This is a genomic window from Burkholderia plantarii (genome assembly GCF_001411805.1).
GTDB lineage: Bacteria > Pseudomonadota > Gammaproteobacteria > Burkholderiales > Burkholderiaceae > Burkholderia > Burkholderia plantarii.
In genome coordinates this window covers 2,872,134-2,888,193 of sequence record NZ_CP007212.1, presented here as the reverse complement: position 1 = coordinate 2,888,193, position 16,060 = coordinate 2,872,134, and the positions used below count along the sequence as shown (strand labels likewise).

Sequence of the window (16,060 nt, the reverse complement as noted above, 5' to 3'; positions counted from 1 at the left end):
ATAATTAATCGATATAAATCATTGGGTTGTGAGTTGTTTTTCGTGATGAGAAACGTGGTTTTCCATCTCGCAATCGTGCTCCTTGTGCCACGCAACACAATTTTTTACGACGCAAAAAATTTTTCCGCATCGTGAAATGTCGGCGGCGGACGAAAAAAAAACCGATGCCGAAGCACCGGTTCTTCGTGGATCGCCAGCCGCGCGCGGCTGGCGATCCTTGCGCGATCAGGCAGCCGGATCAGGCAGCCGAGCCGCGGCGCGGGCCGCGCGGCGCGTCGCTGCGACGGCCGCCGTAGCCGCTTTCGCGATTGCCGCCGCCGCTGGCCGACTTGTTGCCCCAGCCGTTGCCATTGCCGCCGCCGCCGAAGCTGCGGTTGCCGTCGCGATTGCCACCGCCGTAGCCGCCTTCACGGCTGCCGCCCGGCTTGCCGCTGCCGCTGCCGAAGCGACGGCCGGCGCCGTTGCCGCCACCCGGACGGCCACGGCCCGGGCCGCCACGCGGCGGCGCCTTGCGCGGCTCGAAGCCTTCGATCACGTTGACCGGCAGGGGGGTGCGCACGAAACGCTCGATGCGCTTCAACGCGCCCTGTTCGGCGTGATGCACGAGGCTCACCGCGATGCCCGAGCGGCCGGCGCGGCCGGTACGGCCGATCCGGTGGACGTAGTCTTCCGCGAACTTCGGCAGGTCGTAGTTGAACACGTGCGTGATGCCCGGGATGTCGATGCCGCGCGCGGCGACGTCGGTGGCCACCAGCACGCGCACGCGGCGCTCGCGCAGCGCACGGATCGTGCGGTTGCGCGCGCCCTGCGGCAGGTCGCCGTGCAGCGCGGCCGATTCGAAGCCGGCGTCGGCCAGACGGCCGGCCAGCTGGTCGGCGTCGATCTTGGTGGCGGTGAAGATGATCGCCTGATCGAGCGCGTCGTCGCGCAGCAGATGGTCGAGCAGACGATCCTTGTGATCGCGGTCGTCGACGTAATGCACGGTCTGCGCGATGTTGGTGCGCGCTTCGAGCTTCTGGACGATCTCGATGCGTTCCGGCTCCCTCAGCAGGCGGCTCGTCAGCGAACCGATCTTGCCGTCGAGCGTGGCCGAGAACAGCATGGTCTGGCGCGTCGCGGGCGTGGCGGCGACGATCGTCTCGATGTCGTCGATGAAGCCCATGTCGAGCATGCGGTCGGCTTCGTCGAGCACCAGCATCTTCAGTTCGGACAGGTCGATGCGGCCGCGCTCGAGGTGGTCGAGCAGGCGGCCCGGCGTGGCGACCAAAATTTCCGGGTTCTTCGCGAGCAGCATCAGCTGCTGGCCATAGGCCACGCCGCCGAGGATGCTGACCGTGCGCAGGCGGCGCAGGTGCTTGCCGTAGGTCGAAGCGGCCGTGGTGACCTGCATCGCGAGTTCACGGGTGGGCGTGAGCACCAGCAGGCCGGGGCGCGCCACCGGCTGCGGACGGCGCTGGCGGCGGTCAGCCGATTGCGGCTCGCGCGGGGTGCGCGGCTGCTGGGCCAGGGTCTTTTGCAGCTGGGCGAAGCGCTCGATGGCGGGCAGCATGAACGCGGCGGTCTTGCCCGAACCGGTCGGGCTCGACACCAGCAGGTCGCGACCCGCGATGCCGGCGGGGATCGCGCGCTGCTGCACCGGCGTCGGCTTCACGTAGCCGGCGGCCTGCAGCGCGGAGACGATCTCCGGCGACAGCCCGAGCGACGCGAAGGACGGTTCGTCACTGGCCGGCTGCGCGTCGGCAGCGGCTTGCTGCTCGGGAGCGGCGGCGGACAAACCGAGTGCCTCGTCGGCAATCGCGTTGAGCGGGCTTTGGGGTTGGCTCGAAGTCATATCAATCCTTGAAACACGGTGGGTGAAACGTCGGCGCCAATCGTGCATGCCCAAGTCGACGGATGCATCGAGCAAATCGGGAACGTGACAGACGTCCGCGTTCTGGAAACGCGGACTCACTCACGGGTGCTGTTAGAAGCTGTTTCGGATGCGGCGCGTACCGACCATCGGTCACGCTTGCCGCCAGCCTGATACTTGAAGGGCGCGAATACCCAGAGAGGCAGGAGGGGACAGGTTCTAAACTGGATTGGAGCGAAACGTACTAGACGTCAGGCGGTGGGGCCTGCTGGCCGGCCGGTGCGGTGACGCAAACGGCATTGTAGCGGGATTTGCTGCGCCGCGCCACTTTTTGTCGCATCGTTTTGCGGAAATGCCGGCGAAATGGCGACGGGTTCGACACGTTTCGTAACGTTTCGGATGGCCGTTTCGGCCGGGCGCCGCGCGCGGCGCCCCCGGCGGATCAGGACGCGGTGCCGTTCTTCAGCGATTCGACCAGTTCGACGTACTGCTGCTGCGCGGTTTCCTGCGGGGTGCCCTTGAGGGCCGCCCAGGCGTCGTACTTGTACTTGCCGACGATGTCGGCGAAGCCGGGCTTGTCGCCGTGCGCGTCGCCTTCGGTGCCCTGCTTGAAGAGCGCGTAGAGGCGCAGCAGCGTCAGGTTGCCCGGGCGCTCGGACAGTTGCTTGACGTCTTCCTGCGCTTGGTTGAACTGGGCGGTGATGTCGCTCATCGGGTGTCTCCGAGGGGTTTTCAGGTCGGCAGATGGTAGCAAGCGCCGCCGCCGGGCGGGTCGAGCGTTTCTTCCAAACCGCGCCGGCGCCGCGCGCGCGGTGCCGGCCGCCGGAAAGATCCGGTACGGCGAGGTGCCGCATTACAATGTCGGCCATGACGCAAAACGTGCTCCTCGCCATCGACACCTCGACCGAATTCTGCTCGGTCGCCCTCATCGCCGCGTCCGCCGGGGCGGACGCTTCCTCCGCCGCGCCGCGCGTCTGGTTCCGCCACGACGAGACGGGTGCCGTCTCCAGCACGCGCGTGCTGCCCGCCGTGCGCGAGCTGCTCGACGAAGCCGGCTGCACGCTGGCCGATTGCATCGCGATCGCGTTCGGCGCCGGCCCCGGCTCGTTCACCGGTTTGCGCACCGCCACCGGCGTCGCGCAGGGGCTCGCGTTCGGCCGCGACCTGCCGGTGGTGCCGGTCGGCACGCTGCTGGCCTGCGCCGAGCATGCGCGGCTCAACGCGCTCGCCGCCGGCCGCGAGCCGCCCGCGCGCGTGCTCGCCGCGCTCGACGCGCGCATGGACGAAGCCTACTGGGCCGACTACGCGTGGGATGACGCCGCCGCCGACTGGCAGGTGTTGCAGCCGGCCTCGCTCGACGCGCCGGCGGCGCTGGTGGTGCCGGACGCCGCGTTCGTGCTGGCCGGCAATGCCGCCGCCGCGTTCGGTGAGCGGCTGCCGGCCGCCGCGCGCGCCGCGTTCGTCGACGCCGCCGCGCTGCCGCACGCCGTGCCGCTCGCCCACGTCGCGATGCGCGCGTTTCGCGCCGGCCGCACCGTGCCGGCCGACCAGGCGGCCCCCGAGTACGTCCGCAACAAGGTCGCGCAGACCACCGCCGAGCGGCTCGCCGCGCGCGCGCTTGCCAAGGGTGCCGAGAAGGCCGGGGGGACGGCGAAGGACAAGGGGAGCGGCCGATGAGCGGCGTGCTGATGACCGACCGTTATCTCGCGCCGATGACCGACGCCGACCTCGACGAGGTGGTCGCGATCGAGAAGGTCGCCTACGAATTTCCGTGGTCGCGCGGCAACTTCGAGGATTCGCTGCGCAACGGCTATTTCGGCGTCTGCATGCGGCACGTGACGGGGACGCTGATCGGCTACTGCGTGCTGATGCCGGTGGTCGACGAGATGCATCTGCTGAACCTGTGCGTGGCGCCCGCCGCGCAGCGCGCCGGCTGCGGGCTCGCGCTGCTGCGCGAGGCGGTGCGACTCACGCGGGTCGAGCGGCTGGTGGGCGTGCTGCTCGAGGTGCGGCCTTCGAACCCGCGCGCGATCGAGCTGTACGAGCGCTTCGGCTTCGAGATCATTGGCCGCCGCAAGAACTACTACCCGGCGAAGCATCGGATGCGCGAGGACGCGATCGTGATGCGGCTGTCGCTGAATTCGCAAGGAGGCGCGCATGAGCTGGCTTGACTCGGCACTCGATGAAATGGGCCTGGGGCCGCTTTGGGTGCGGCGTGGCGCTGCCGCCGGCGCGCCGGCGGCCGAGGGCGGGGTGGCGCTGGCCGACCACGACGCGCATGCCGCGGCCGGCCCGGTGTCGGGCGCCGCGCTCGCGCACACGGCGGACGCCGTCGGGCAGCGGCCGATGCCGGATGCCGGCATGGCGCGGCCGGTCGCGCCGGCAGGTCGCGGCGTGGCCGAGGCGCCGGTGCCGCCGGCCGGCATGGTGGCGCGTGAGGCCTCGCCGCCGCGCGGCGCGCCGGCGAACGCCGGGACGCGTGCCGCCTCAGTCGACGCAGTGGTCGAGACGGATCCCGCGCCGGTGCAAGCTGCACGCGAACCGGCTGCCGGGCGCGCCGGCGCACCGGCGTCGGCCGCACGCGAGCATGAGGCCCGCCCCGACACGGCCGCTCCCGTCGACGCGGCGAACGACATGCCGCCCGACGACGATCCGTCGTGGTTCGACCTGGTGCCCGTGTCCGATGCCGGCCACGAGTTCGAGCCGATGGAGCCGGTCGTCGCGCGCTCGCCCGTGGCCGGGCTCGGCTGGGACGAACTGGAGGCGCGCGTCGCCGGATGCCAGCGCTGCCGGCTTTGCGAGAAGCGCACCCAGACCGTGTTCGGCGTCGGGGACCGCGAGGCCGACTGGATGCTGATCGGCGAGGCGCCCGGCGAGAACGAGGACAAGCAGGGCGAGCCGTTCGTCGGCCAGGCCGGCAAGCTGCTCGACAGCATGCTGCATGCGCTGTCGCTCAAGCGCGGCGAGAACGTCTACATCGCGAACGTGATCAAGTGCCGCCCACCCGGCAACCGCAATCCCGAGCCCGACGAAGTGGCGCGCTGCGAGCCCTACCTGCAGCGTCAGGTCGAGCTCGTGAAGCCGAAGCTGATCGTCGCGATGGGCCGCTTCGCCGCGCAGACGCTGCTGAAGTCCACCGGGAGCATCGCCTCGATGCGCGGCCGCATCCATCATTACGAAGGCGTGCCGGTGGTGGTGTCCTACCATCCGGCCTACCTGCTGCGCAGCCTGCCCGACAAGGCGAAGGCGTGGGCCGATCTGTGCCTCGCGCGCGATACCTTCGGCGGCAAGGGGAACCCGGCGGGCGACGCATGACGGCCGTCGCGCAGTCCGTACCGTGGGGCGGGCTGCGCGACACGGCGGTGCGCGATCTCGGCTGGCTGCTGGCCAGCGCCGACCTGCTGGCCGCCTCGGCCGAGGCGCCGCTCGCACGCCCCTGGCGCGGCCCCGGCGAGGCGGCGCGGATCGCCGCGTGGCTGGCCGCGCTCGATGCCGATCCGGCGCCGCTGGCCGCCGTCCTCGACGCGGCACGGCCGACCCGGCTCGGCCGCTACGCCGAGACGCTGCTCGAATTCTTCGCCGCGCAGGCGCCGGCCTGGACGCTGGTCGCCGCGAACCTGCCGGTGCGCGTGAGCGGCCGCACGCTTGGCGAATGCGACTTCCTGCTGGTCGCGCCCGACGGCGAGCGCCTGCACTGGGAACTCGCCGTCAAATGCTATCTGTGCGCCGCGCCGGACGGCACGGCCGCGCTGCGCGACTACGTCGGCCCGAATCTCGCCGATCGCTTCGACCTCAAATATCGCCGGCTCGTCGATCACCAGCTGCGCCTGAGCGCGCGCGACGAGTTCGCGTTCGCCGGCCAGCCAGGGCCATGGGCCGCGCGCATGCTCGTGAAGGGCTGGCTGTTCTATCGCGATGGTGCCGCCGTGAGGGTGCCCGCCGCGCTCGATCCCGCGCATTCGCGAGGCTTCTGGATCCCGCGTGGCGACTGGCCGGATCTGGCGGCGCGGCAGCCGGCCGGCACGCGCTGGGTGGTGCTGCCGCGGCTCGCGTGGCTCGCGCCGCGGCGCTTCGTCGAAGGCGAGGGCGGCGCGCTCGACCCGCTCGACGCGGCGGCGCTGTTCGAGGCGGTGCTGGCGCGCGCGGCGCCATTGCTGGTGGCGGCCGTCAGGCGCGGCGAGGACGGCGCCTGGCACGAGACGCTGCGCGGTTTCATCGTCGATGACGATTGGCCGGTGCGTGCGCTCGCGTTCGCGGCGCCGGGGCGCTGATGAGCTCAAGGTGGCGTCGCCGTCGCGGCCGCCTCGGGCATCGGGCGATGGGCCATCGGACGGGATGGAGATAACCCGGACGGACGGTGCGAGCCTTGCCGGTCGCCATGGATTCCGCTCACCCGCCGCAGCGCGGTAAAGCTCGATCCCGCCTGACGCCGGGTTCGCCGCCGGCCCGGTAGCGGCCGCGTCGACCGACCCCGCCCGCCGCGGCGGCGCGGTACAGCACCTCACGCGCCGCTCACCACCACCGATGAAAATGATGGACCGGCCCGATGCCGTGTCCGACCTCGAGCCGCGTACTTGCGGCGATCGCCTCGGCCAGATAGCGTTTCGCGTCGGCCACGGCCGTCGCCAGATCGGCGCGCTGCGGCCGCAGCGCCGCGATCGCGGCCGACAGCGTGCAGCCGGTGCCGTGCGTATGCGTGACGGCGATCCGCTCGCCGCCGATGCGCAGTTCGCCGTCGGCGCGGATCAGCCAGTCGGGGCAGTCGGCGGCGCCCGCCAGATGGCCGCCCTTCATCAGCACGGCGCGCGCGCCGCGCGCGACGAGCGCGCGCCCCTGTTCGACCATCTCGGCCTCGTTCGCCGCCTCGTCGCAGCCGAGCAGGGCGGCCGCCTCGGGCAGGTTCGGCGTGACCAGGTCCGCACGCGGCAGCAGCGTGTCGCGCAGCGCGGCCACCGCGTCGGGCGCGAGCAGCGCGTGCCGGCTTTTCGAAATCATCACCGTGTCGAGCACGACGAACGGCGGCGCGTACCGCTCGAGCGCCGCCGCCACCGCGTCGACGATCGAGGCGTTGGCCAGCATGCCGATCTTCACGGCGTCGATCCGGATGTCGTCGAACACGGCGTCGAGCTGGGCGCGCACGAAACCGGCCTCGGGCGCATGCACGGCCGTGACGCCGCGCGTGTTCTGCGCGGTCAGCGCGGTGATCACGCTCGCGCCGTAGGCGCCGAGCGCGGAGAAGGCCTTCAGGTCGGCCTGGATGCCGGCGCCGCCGCCCGAGTCGGAGCCGGCGATGGTCAGCGCATTGGGAATGGATCGGGTCATCGTGCAGGGGCCGGCCGCGCGGGCCGGCGTATCGGAAACGCACAAGGCCGGACGGGGTCCGGACGGGCCGATCGAGCCGGGCAGCGGCGGATCGGGGCGGCCCGGCGCGCGGCCTCGCCGCCCGGCCGGGGCTGGGTGCCGCGCCTCAGTGGCGGGTTTCGCCGATCAGCGCGACGGAATCGAATTGCCGCTGGTTGGCGAGGTGGCGGCGCATCACGAGCCACATCGTCAGGCACACGAAGGTGCCGAACAGCACGATCACGATGCCGACCGGCACGTCGAGCCAGACCAGCATCGCGTAGAGACACAGCATCACGAGCACCGACAGGTTCTCGTTGAAGTTCTGCACGGCGATCGAGTGGCCGGCCGACAGCAGCACGTGGCCGCGGTGCTGCAGCAGCGCGTTCATCGGCACCACGAAGAAGCCGGACAGCGCGCCGACGATCATCAGGAACACGTAGGCGACCACCAGGTAGCAGGGGATCCGGATGTGCCAGACGTGCAGCACCCATTTGGCCGGCAGCAGGTCGCGCGTATAGAACGCCATCAGCATCACGGCGATGCCCATCATGATGCCGACCGGCAGCACCTTCAGCGATTTCTTGAGCGGGATCTTGCTGGCCGCGGCCATCGCGCCGCCGGCCACGCCGAGCGCCACCACCGCCTGCAGGATCGCGCCCTCGGACAGCGACATGCCGAGCGAGACCTCGGCCCACTTCAGCACGATGAACTGCAGCGTCGCGCCGGCGCCCCAGAACAGCGTGGTGACCGCCAGCGAGATCTGGCCGAGCTTGTCGCGCCACAGCACCACGAAACAGTCGGCGAAATCGGTGACGAGGCGCAGCACGCCGTGCTGCTGGCGCGGATAGCGCGCGCCGGTATCGGGGATGCGCAGGTTGAACAGCGCCGCCACCACGTAGATCGCCATGATCACCAGCATCGCGGCTTCGGCCGGCGTGTTGACCCAGGGCGGGGTGTACTTGATGACGTGCGAGGCGAGGTGCGGGCTGATCAGCGCGCCGCCGAGCACCGTGCCGAGGATGATCGAGCCGACCGTGGTGCCCTCGATCCAGCCGTTGGCGGCCACCAGCCGGTCGGGCGGCAGCAGCTCGGTGAGGATCCCGTACTTGGCCGGCGAATAGGCGGCCGCGCCGAAGCCGACGATGCCGTAGGCGATCAGCGGATGCGCGCCGAGCAGCATGATCAGGCAGCCGACCACCTTGATCGAGTTGGTGATGAACATCACCCGCCCCTTCGGACGCGAATCGGCGAAGGCGCCCACGAAAGCGGCCAGGACGACGTAGGACAGGACGAAGAACAGCTTGAGCAGCGGAATCATCCAGTTCGGCGCATGCAGATCTTTCAGCAGGGCGATGGCGGCGATGAGAAGCGCACTGTCGGCCAGCGAAGAGAAAAACTGCGCGGCCATGATGGAGTAAAAACCTTTTTTCATCTGAAGCGATGCTTTCCTCGCTGCGGCTCGGCCGCAGGGGCCGTGCAATCGGACTGATCCCGTGCAAAATAGGTTGTGCGCACGGCTTTATATCACGAAAATACGTCAAATCCGACTAGCAAGAATCCCCGATCGCTCCTTGCTGCTCGCGGCACCGAGCCCACGAGGTGCGGTAAGCTGCTGATTCGCCTGCGTCTTTATGACATTTCCTTATGCCGCGCCCGATTTCCGCCACGATTCACACCGCCGCACTCGTTAACAATCTTGCGGCCGCCCGCCGTTTCGCCCCCCGATCGAAGGTCTGGGCGGTCGTCAAGGCCAACGCATACGGGCACGGCCTCGCACGCGCGTTCCCCGGGCTGCGCGGCACCGACGGCTTCGGCCTGCTCGACGTGGACGAGGCGGTGCGCCTGCGCGAACTGGGCTGGGCTGGGCCGATCCTGCTGCTCGAGGGCTTCTTCCGCTCGACCGACGTGGACGTGATCGACCGCTACAGCCTCACCACCGCGGTGCATAACGACGACCAGCTGCGGATGCTCGAGACGGCGCGCCTGTCGAAGCCGGTCAACATCCTCCTGAAGATGAACAGCGGCATGAACCGGCTCGGCTATTCGGTCGACAAGTACCGCGCGGCCTGGGAGCGCGCGCGGACCTGTCCCGGGATCGGCCAGATCACGCTGATGACGCATTTCGCCGATGCCGACGGCGAGCGCGGCGTGGCCGCGCAGATGGCCGCGTTCGAGCGCGGCGCCGAAGGCATCGCCGGCGCGCGCAGCCTGGCGAACTCGGCCGCCGTGATGTGGCACGCCGAAACCCACCACGACTGGGTGCGCCCCGGCATCCTGCTGTACGGCGCGTCGCCCTCGGGGCGCGCGGCCGACATCGCCGACGCGGGCCTGCAGCCGGCCATGACGCTCGCCTCCGAGCTGATCGCGGTGCAGTCGATCAAGCCGGGCGACGCGGTCGGCTACGGCGGCGCGTTCGTCGCCACGCAGGCGATGCGGATCGGCGTGGTGGCCTGCGGCTACGCCGACGGCTATCCGCGGATCGCGCCGGAAGGCACGCCGGTGCTGGTCGACGGCGTGCGCACGCGGATCGTCGGACGCGTCTCGATGGACATGATCACGGTCGACCTGACGCCGGTGCCGCAGGCCGGGATCGGCGCGCGCGTCGAGCTCTGGGGCCGCACGCTGCCGGTCGACGACGTGGCCGCGCACTGCGCGACGGTGGGCTACGAGCTGATGTGCGCGGTCGCCCCGCGCGTGCCGGTTCGCGCGGAATAAGGACGGGTTCGTGGCAAAACAGAAAACGGTTTACGTCTGTACCGAATGCGGCGGCCAGTCGCCGAAATGGCAGGGCCAGTGCCCGTCCTGCCATGCCTGGAACACGCTGGTCGAATCGGCCGCCGAAACACCGTCCACGCACCGCTTCCAGGCGCTCGCCAAGAGCGCGCCGGTGCAGCGCCTGGCCGACATCGACGCGGCCGACGTGCCGCGCTTCACGACCGGCATCGGCGAATTCGACCGCGTGCTCGGCGGCGGACTGGTGGCGGGCGGCGTGGTGCTGATCGGCGGCGATCCCGGCATCGGCAAGTCCACGCTGCTGCTGCAGTCGCTCGCGCAGCTCGCGAGCGAGCGGCGCGCGCTCTATATCAGCGGCGAGGAATCGGCCGCGCAGATCGCGCTGCGCGCGCAGCGGCTCGCGCTGCTCGACCACGGCGGCGACGCGGCCGACCTCAAGCTGCTGGCCGAGATCCAGCTCGAGAAGATCCAGGCCACGATCGACGCGGAGCGCCCCGACGTGGCCGTGATCGATTCGATCCAGACGGTCTATTCGGATGCGCTGTCGTCGGCGCCGGGCTCGGTCGCGCAGGTGCGCGAATGCGCGGCGCAGCTCACGCGCATCGCCAAGCAGTCGGGCACCGCGATCATCATGGTCGGCCACGTCACGAAGGAGGGCGCGCTGGCCGGTCCGCGCGTGCTCGAGCACATCGTCGACACGGTGCTCTACTTCGAGGGCGACACGCATTCGTCGTACCGGCTGGTGCGCGCGATCAAGAACCGCTTCGGCGCGGTCAACGAACTCGGCGTGTTCGCGATGACCGAACGCGGGCTGCGCGGCGTGGCGAACCCGTCGGCGCTGTTCCTCTCGCAGCACGAGGAGGTGGTGCCGGGCTCCTGCGTGCTGGTCACGCAGGAGGGCTCGCGGCCGCTGCTGGTGGAGGTGCAGGCGCTCGTCGACACCGCCAACGTGCCGAATCCGCGCCGCCTCGCGGTGGGGCTCGAGCAGAACCGGCTGGCCATGCTGCTGGCCGTGCTGCACCGCCACGCGGGCATCGCCTGCTTCGACCAGGACGTGTTCCTGAACGCGGTGGGCGGCGTCAAGATCACCGAGCCGGCGGCCGATCTGGCCGTGCTGCTGGCGATTCATTCGTCGATGCGTAACAAAGCGTTGCCGAAGGGCCTGGTCGTGTTCGGCGAAGTCGGGCTGGCCGGTGAGATCCGGCCGTCGCCGCGCGGCCAGGAGCGCCTGCGCGAGGCCGCCAAGCTGGGCTTCACGACGGCCCTGATTCCCAAGGCCAATGCGCCCAAGCAGCCGATCGAGGGGCTCACCGTGATGGCCGTGGAGCGCATCGAGCAGGCCATCGACCGCGTGCGCGGCCTTGAATGACGCCGCGCGGCGCCCGCCGCGCGGTAACTCCATGTAACGTTTCCGTCCGCCGCTGTAACTCGTCGCGTCGCGGTTTTCCCCTATGCTTGGCCGCATCGTATCTCGCCGGTGTGGCCGGTAGGAAAGGAAACCCCACCTTGAAACAGTCACGGCAAGCTGTCGGTCAGCATCTCTACAACCTGCGCGGCTGCCGCGTGTCGGAGCCGATCCGGCCGCCGTTCGGCCGGGGCTGCCGGATCGTGGAGTGGGTCGATGACGAAGGGCGGATCGCGCGACGCGTGGTGGCGGAGCACGTGACCGAGGCCGAGGTGGTGGCGACGATACGCCGGCCGCTCGACGGGCGCCGCTACCTGATGCACGACGACGAGCAGATGCCGCGCGAAACGCTGCCGCGCCGCTGAGATGTGGGCGGTGCCGCGCCGGATGCTTCGTCGGCCGGTCATTGCGGAGCGCGGGGCGCGGCATCGGCCGAGCGCCATCGGCGGCCAAGCCCGTCGTGCCGGTGGATGTAGCGGGCAGGGCACCCGGCCGTCGCGCCAGCTCAAACGCCATGGCGCGAGCGCGCCGCTTCAGTATCGAGCCGCGAGTGAGTTCGGAAAGCCGGTTCCGGAACTCGTCTCCGAAAGCCGGCCGCGCGGCACTTCCCTCAGCCGATCTGTTCCAGCTGTTCCTGAAGATCGAGCCAATCGAGTTCGAGCGTCTCGAGCCGGCTCGTCACCTCGCCGAGCCGGCGGATCGCCTCGGTCAGTTCGGTCTTTTTCTCGGCCGCGTAGCTGCCGGCGTCGGCGACGAACGCGTCGAGCCGAGCCTTCTCGGCGTTGAGCGTCTCCATCTCCTTTTCGAGCTTCGTCAGCTTCGTCTGCAGCGGCTTCTTGAGCTGCGACAGGCGTTGCCGCTCCTGCGCTTCCTGCCGCTTCAGATCCTTGCGGTTGGCCGCCGCGCCGGCGCCCGTGCCGCCGTCGCCGGCCTCGCCGCGCGCCGCGGCGCGCTGCTCGGCCGCGTGCTGGAGCAGCCAGTCGCGGTAGTCGTCGAGGTCGCCGTCGAACGGCTGCAGCCGGTGGTTCGCGACCAGCATGAACTGGTCGGTGGTGGCGCGCAGCAGGTGCCGGTCGTGCGAGACGACGATCAGCGTGCCGTCGAACTGCGCGAGCGCCATGGTCAGTGCGTCGCGCGTCTCGAGGTCGAGGTGGTTGGTCGGCTCGTCGAGCAGCAGCAGGTTCGGCTTGCGCCAGATGATCAGCGCCAGCGCGAGGCGCGCCTTCTCGCCGCCCGAGAACGGTGCGATCGGCGCGGACGCCATGTCGCCCGAGAAATTGAAGCCGCCAAGGAAGTCGCGCAGTTCCTGCTCGCGCGTGTCGGGCGCGAGCCGCGCCAGATGCGCGAGCGGCGAATCGTCGGGCCGCAGCGTTTCAAGCTGATGCTGCGCGAAATAGCCGATCGTCAGGCCCTTGCCGCCGCGCACGTCGCCCGCCAGCGGCTCGAGCGTGCCGGCCAGCGTCTTGATCAGCGTCGACTTGCCCTGGCCGTTCGCGCCGAGCAGGCCGATGCGCTGGCCGTTCTGGATCGACAGCGCCACGCGTTCGACGATCGGCAGCGCCTGGCCGGCGTCGTCGCGATAGCCGCACACCACGTCTTCCATCACCAGCATCGGGTTCGGCGCCGAATCGGGCGTGCGGAACTCGAACGTGAACGCCGAGGCCGCGTGCGACGGCGCGATCCGCTCCATCCGCTCGAGCGCCTTGACGCGGCTCTGCGCCTGCTTGGCCTTCGAGGCCTTGGCCTTGAAGCGGTTGATGAAGCTCTGCAGGTGCTCGATGGTTTTCTGCTGCTTCTCGTAGGCGCTCTGCTGCAGTGCCAGCTGCTGCGCGCGCAGCACCTCGAACTGCGAGTAGTTGCCGCCGTAGCGCTTCACCTGGCGGTTCTCCAGATGCAGCGTGACGTTGCAGATCGCGTCCAGGAACTCGCGGTCGTGCGAGATCACGATCAGCGTGCCGGCGTAGCGGTGCAGCCAGTCTTCCAGCCAGACGATCGCGTCGAGATCCAGGTGGTTGGTCGGTTCGTCGAGCAGCAGCAGGTCGGAGCGGCACATCAGCGCCTGCGCGAGGTTCAGGCGCATGCGCCAGCCGCCCGAGAAGTTCGCGACCTGCTCGCGCGTCTGCGCGAGCGTGAAGCCGAGCCCGAGCAGCAGCGCCTCGGCGCGCGCGGGCGCGGTGTAGCCGTCGGCGTCGGCGAACGCGGCGTGGGCCTCGGCCTCGGCGGCGCCGTCGTGGGCGGCGGCGGCCGCGGCGATGCGGGCCTCGATGGCGCGCAACTGGGCGTCGCCGTCGAGCGTGTAGTCGAGCGCGCTGCGATCGACGGCGGGCGTCTCCTGCGAGACGTGCGCGATCTGCCACGACGGCGGGATCGAGAAGTCGCCGGCGTCGGCGTGCAGCTCGTCGCGCAGCACCGAGAACAAGGTCGACTTGCCCGCGCCGTTCGCGCCGACGAGGCCGGCCTTCTCGCCGGGGTTGAGCGCGAACGTGGCGCCCTCGAACAGCGGCTTGGTACCGCGGGCGAGGCTGAACTGATTGAAACGGATCACGACGGGAGCAGGGAAGAGGCGGGAAAGACCGCTATTCTAGACCGGCCGCCCGCCGCGGGCGATCCTCCGTTCGGACGGCCGGCGCGCGCGGCCGGTTTCGCATAGACTGCGGGACGGGCGGCGGTCGGCTTCGCGGCGCGGCGAGCCTCGCGCCTCGGCCTCGCCGGCCGCCGCATTTCGATACGCCGCGCAGGTTCCCATTCGCCCCTATCCGTCAGGAGACACACCGATGTCGACACTCTATTCATTCAGCGCGAACGCGCTCGGCGGCGGCGAGGTCTCGCTCGACGCCTATCGCGGCCAGGTGCTCTTGATCGTCAACACCGCGAGCGAATGCGGGTTCACGCCGCAGTACGCGGGCCTGCAGCAACTGCACGAGCGCTTCGGCGCGCGCGGGCTCGCCGTGCTCGGCTTCCCGTGCAACCAGTTCGGCGGCCAGGAGCCTGGCGACGCCGCGCAGATCGGCGCGTTCTGCGAGCAGCGCTTCGGCGTCACGTTCCCGTTGTTCGAGAAGATCGACGTGAAGGGCGAGCATGCGCATCCGCTGTTCCGCTATCTGACCGACGAGGCGCCGGGCCTGCTCGGCACCAAGATGATCAAGTGGAACTTCACGAAATTCCTGGTCGACCGTAGCGGCGACGTCGTCAAGCGCTACGCGCCGCAGACCAAGCCCGACGAGATCGCCGAGGACATCGAAAAGCTGCTGTGAGCGCGGCCGGCGGCGCGGCGCCGGGGCCGGTCTCGGTCAGAGGATCGGCGAGAACAGCCGCGCGACGTGCATCAGCATGCGCCGCCAGGCGCCCGCGCGCTCGATCTCGCCGCGATCGACCTCGTCGGCGCAGGCGAAGTCGGCCGTGAGCATCGCGTCGACGTCGGCCGCGAAGCCGGCGTCCACGGTCAGCACCATGATCTCGAAGTTGAGGCGGAACGAACGGTTGTCGAGGTTCGCGCTGCCGATCGCGGCGGCCGTGCCGTCGATCAGCACCACCTTCTGGTGGAGGAAGCCGGGCCGGTATCGGAAGATCCGCACGCCGGCGTCCACCAGGTCGCGCGCGTAGAGCTTCGAGGCCTCGAACACCACGTAGTGATCGCGCCGGATCGGGATCAGGATCCGCACGTCCACGCCGCGCATCACCGCGAGCTTGAGCGCCGCGATCACGGCCTCGTCCGGCACCAGGTAGGGCGTGGTGATCCAGACCCGCTCGCGGGCGGCGTGGATCACCTCGACGAAGAACAGCGAGCCGGTTTCCTGCTTGTCGGCCGGCCCCATCGGCACCACCAGGCAGTGCATGTCCTCGTCGGGCACCGCGCGCGGCGGCGGCGGCGCGGCCGGCAGCGACTGGGTGGCCCAGTGCCAGTCCTCCGCGAACACGTACTGGATGTTGGCCACCACCGGCCCGCGCAGCTCGATGTGCGTGTCGCGCCACGGCGAGAGCGGCGGGTTCGCGCCGAGATACTCGACGCCCACGTTGTGACCACCCACGAACGCGCATTCGCCGTCCACCACCACGATCTTGCGGTGATTGCGGAAGTTGAGCTGGAAGCGGTTGACGAACTGCTTGTTGGTGGCGAACGGATGGACCTCGACGCCGCCCGCGCGCAGCCGGTTCACGTAGGCGTGCGGCAGGTCGAAGCTGCCGATGCTGTCGTACAGCAGGTAGCAGCGCACGCCGCGCGCGGCGCAGGCGAGCAGCGCGTCGCGCAGCATCTCGCCGAGCGTGTCGTCGCGCACGATGAAGAACTGCACGATCACGTAATGGCGCGCGGCCTCGATCGCCGTGAGGATCGCCGAGAACGTCGCCTCGCCGTTCACCAGCAGCCGCACCACGTTGCCGCCCACGAACGGCATGCCGCCGAGGTGGGTCAGCGCGCGCACCGGCGCGAGGCCGAGCGTGTCGGCCGGCGTGCCGAGCGAGCTGCCGTGCGTGTCCCAGCCCGAGGGCCGCGAGCGCGTGCGCAGCGCGGCCGTCTCGTGGCGGCGCGCGTCCACGTAGCCGGAGAACTTGCTGCGGCCGAGGAACAGGTAGGGAATCAGCGTCAGGTACGGCATCGCGGTCAGCGAGACGGCCCAGGCGATCGCACCCTGCGAGGTGCGGGTGTTGAGGATCGCGTGGCACGCCGCGATCAGCCCGAGAATGTGGGCGAGCGCGACGAGAGTGCCGAGATGGAGCCAGTCGAGTTGCAT

The 16,060-nt window shown here is 70.2% G+C and carries 14 protein-coding genes; 8 read left to right on the top strand and 6 right to left on the bottom strand.

Annotated elements, in window-relative coordinates:
* Positions 1 to 238 precede the first annotated feature (238 nt).
* Positions 239 to 1,831 carry a DEAD/DEAH box helicase gene (locus tag bpln_RS12280; protein ID WP_055138938.1) on the bottom strand — a complete coding sequence of 531 codons (1,593 nt, stop codon included), beginning with the start codon at positions 1,829 to 1,831 and terminating at the stop codon, positions 239 to 241.
* A gap of 460 nt (positions 1,832 to 2,291) precedes the next feature.
* The gene (locus bpln_RS12275) at positions 2,292 to 2,561 is read right to left on the bottom strand and encodes an acyl-CoA-binding protein (RefSeq protein ID WP_042625381.1); all 270 of its coding nucleotides are present in this window, start codon (positions 2,559 to 2,561) and stop codon (positions 2,292 to 2,294) included.
* A 146-nt stretch (positions 2,562 to 2,707) separates the two neighbouring features.
* Between bpln_RS12275 and tsaB the strand changes: the two genes are divergently transcribed.
* Genes tsaB through bpln_RS12255 form a run of 4 tightly spaced genes read left to right on the top strand, consistent with a single transcriptional unit; the run spans position 2,708 to position 6,120 of the window.
* On the top strand, positions 2,708 to 3,526 hold the full coding sequence (gene tsaB / locus bpln_RS12270; protein ID WP_055138937.1) for a tRNA (adenosine(37)-N6)-threonylcarbamoyltransferase complex dimerization subunit type 1 TsaB: 819 nt from the start codon (positions 2,708 to 2,710) through the stop codon (positions 3,524 to 3,526).
* Complete coding sequence (rimI, locus tag bpln_RS12265) at positions 3,523 to 4,020, top strand: ribosomal protein S18-alanine N-acetyltransferase (protein WP_055138936.1); 498 nt, start codon at positions 3,523 to 3,525, stop codon at positions 4,018 to 4,020. Before tsaB ends, rimI begins: the two co-directional genes overlap by 4 nt.
* Complete coding sequence (locus bpln_RS12260; RefSeq protein WP_055138935.1) at positions 4,007 to 5,164, top strand: uracil-DNA glycosylase; 1,158 nt, start codon at positions 4,007 to 4,009, stop codon at positions 5,162 to 5,164. The genes rimI and bpln_RS12260 overlap by 14 nt, the downstream gene beginning before the upstream one ends.
* Positions 5,161 to 6,120: a DUF1853 family protein gene (locus tag bpln_RS12255; RefSeq protein WP_055138934.1), complete on the top strand. Its 960-nt coding sequence runs from the start codon at positions 5,161 to 5,163 to the stop codon at positions 6,118 to 6,120. Before bpln_RS12260 ends, bpln_RS12255 begins: the two co-directional genes overlap by 4 nt.
* Positions 6,121 to 6,361: 241 nt before the next feature.
* Here the strand turns inward: bpln_RS12255 and thiD are convergent, their stop codons facing one another.
* Positions 6,362 to 7,171: a bifunctional hydroxymethylpyrimidine kinase/phosphomethylpyrimidine kinase gene (thiD, locus tag bpln_RS12250; RefSeq protein WP_042625376.1), complete on the bottom strand. Its 810-nt coding sequence runs from the start codon at positions 7,169 to 7,171 to the stop codon at positions 6,362 to 6,364.
* 145 nt (positions 7,172 to 7,316) lie between these two features.
* Positions 7,317 to 8,624 (bottom strand): lysophospholipid transporter LplT, encoded by a 1,308-nt coding sequence (gene lplT, locus bpln_RS12245; protein ID WP_042625375.1) that lies wholly within the window; start codon positions 8,622 to 8,624, stop codon positions 7,317 to 7,319.
* A 212-nt stretch (positions 8,625 to 8,836) separates the two neighbouring features.
* Between lplT and alr the strand changes: the two genes are divergently transcribed.
* The 3 genes from alr (at position 8,837) to bpln_RS12230 (ending at position 11,695) form a co-directional block, all read left to right on the top strand.
* A complete protein-coding gene (alr, locus tag bpln_RS12240; RefSeq protein WP_042625374.1) occupies positions 8,837 to 9,907 on the top strand; it encodes an alanine racemase in 1,071 nt (356 codons plus the stop codon).
* A 10-nt stretch (positions 9,908 to 9,917) separates the two neighbouring features.
* Complete coding sequence (gene radA, locus bpln_RS12235; protein ID WP_042625373.1) at positions 9,918 to 11,294, top strand: DNA repair protein RadA; 1,377 nt, start codon at positions 9,918 to 9,920, stop codon at positions 11,292 to 11,294.
* 137 nt (positions 11,295 to 11,431) lie between these two features.
* Positions 11,432 to 11,695, top strand: coding sequence for a DUF2866 domain-containing protein (locus tag bpln_RS12230; RefSeq protein ID WP_042625372.1), 264 nt, complete (start codon positions 11,432 to 11,434; stop codon positions 11,693 to 11,695).
* Between the two features lie 245 nt (positions 11,696 to 11,940).
* On the opposite strand, the gene bpln_RS12225 is transcribed toward bpln_RS12230, so the two are convergent.
* Positions 11,941 to 13,875: an ATP-binding cassette domain-containing protein gene (locus tag bpln_RS12225; protein WP_055138933.1), complete on the bottom strand. Its 1,935-nt coding sequence runs from the start codon at positions 13,873 to 13,875 to the stop codon at positions 11,941 to 11,943.
* Between the two features lie 229 nt (positions 13,876 to 14,104).
* On the opposite strand from bpln_RS12225, the gene bpln_RS12220 reads away from it, so the two are divergent.
* On the top strand, positions 14,105 to 14,584 hold the full coding sequence (locus tag bpln_RS12220) for a glutathione peroxidase (protein WP_055138932.1): 480 nt from the start codon (positions 14,105 to 14,107) through the stop codon (positions 14,582 to 14,584).
* A gap of 36 nt (positions 14,585 to 14,620) precedes the next feature.
* Here the strand turns inward: bpln_RS12220 and cls are convergent, their stop codons facing one another.
* Entirely contained in the window at positions 14,621 to 16,060 is a 1,440-nt protein-coding gene (gene cls / locus bpln_RS12215; protein ID WP_055139520.1) for a cardiolipin synthase, read from the bottom strand.

What these genes read in the sequence shown, in the direction of transcription:
- alr (WP_042625374.1), top strand. Translation starts at nt 8,837, where the DNA reads ATGCCGCGCCCGATTTCCGCCACGATTCACACCGCCGCACTCGTTAAC.
- rimI (WP_055138936.1), top strand. Translation starts at nt 3,523, where the DNA reads ATGAGCGGCGTGCTGATGACCGACCGTTATCTCGCGCCGATGACCGAC.
- bpln_RS12280 (WP_055138938.1), bottom strand. Translation starts at nt 1,831, where the DNA reads ATGACTTCGAGCCAACCCCAAAGCCCGCTCAACGCGATTGCCGACGAG.
- cls (WP_055139520.1), bottom strand. Translation starts at nt 16,060, where the DNA reads ATGCAACTCGACTGGCTCCATCTCGGCACTCTCGTCGCGCTCGCCCAC.
- thiD (WP_042625376.1), bottom strand. Translation starts at nt 7,171, where the DNA reads ATGACCCGATCCATTCCCAATGCGCTGACCATCGCCGGCTCCGACTCG.
- bpln_RS12255 (WP_055138934.1), top strand. Translation starts at nt 5,161, where the DNA reads ATGACGGCCGTCGCGCAGTCCGTACCGTGGGGCGGGCTGCGCGACACG.
- tsaB (WP_055138937.1), top strand. Translation starts at nt 2,708, where the DNA reads ATGTCGGCCATGACGCAAAACGTGCTCCTCGCCATCGACACCTCGACC.
- bpln_RS12275 (WP_042625381.1), bottom strand. Translation starts at nt 2,561, where the DNA reads ATGAGCGACATCACCGCCCAGTTCAACCAAGCGCAGGAAGACGTCAAG.
- bpln_RS12220 (WP_055138932.1), top strand. Translation starts at nt 14,105, where the DNA reads ATGTCGACACTCTATTCATTCAGCGCGAACGCGCTCGGCGGCGGCGAG.
- lplT (WP_042625375.1), bottom strand. Translation starts at nt 8,624, where the DNA reads ATGAAAAAAGGTTTTTACTCCATCATGGCCGCGCAGTTTTTCTCTTCG.
- bpln_RS12260 (WP_055138935.1), top strand. Translation starts at nt 4,007, where the DNA reads ATGAGCTGGCTTGACTCGGCACTCGATGAAATGGGCCTGGGGCCGCTT.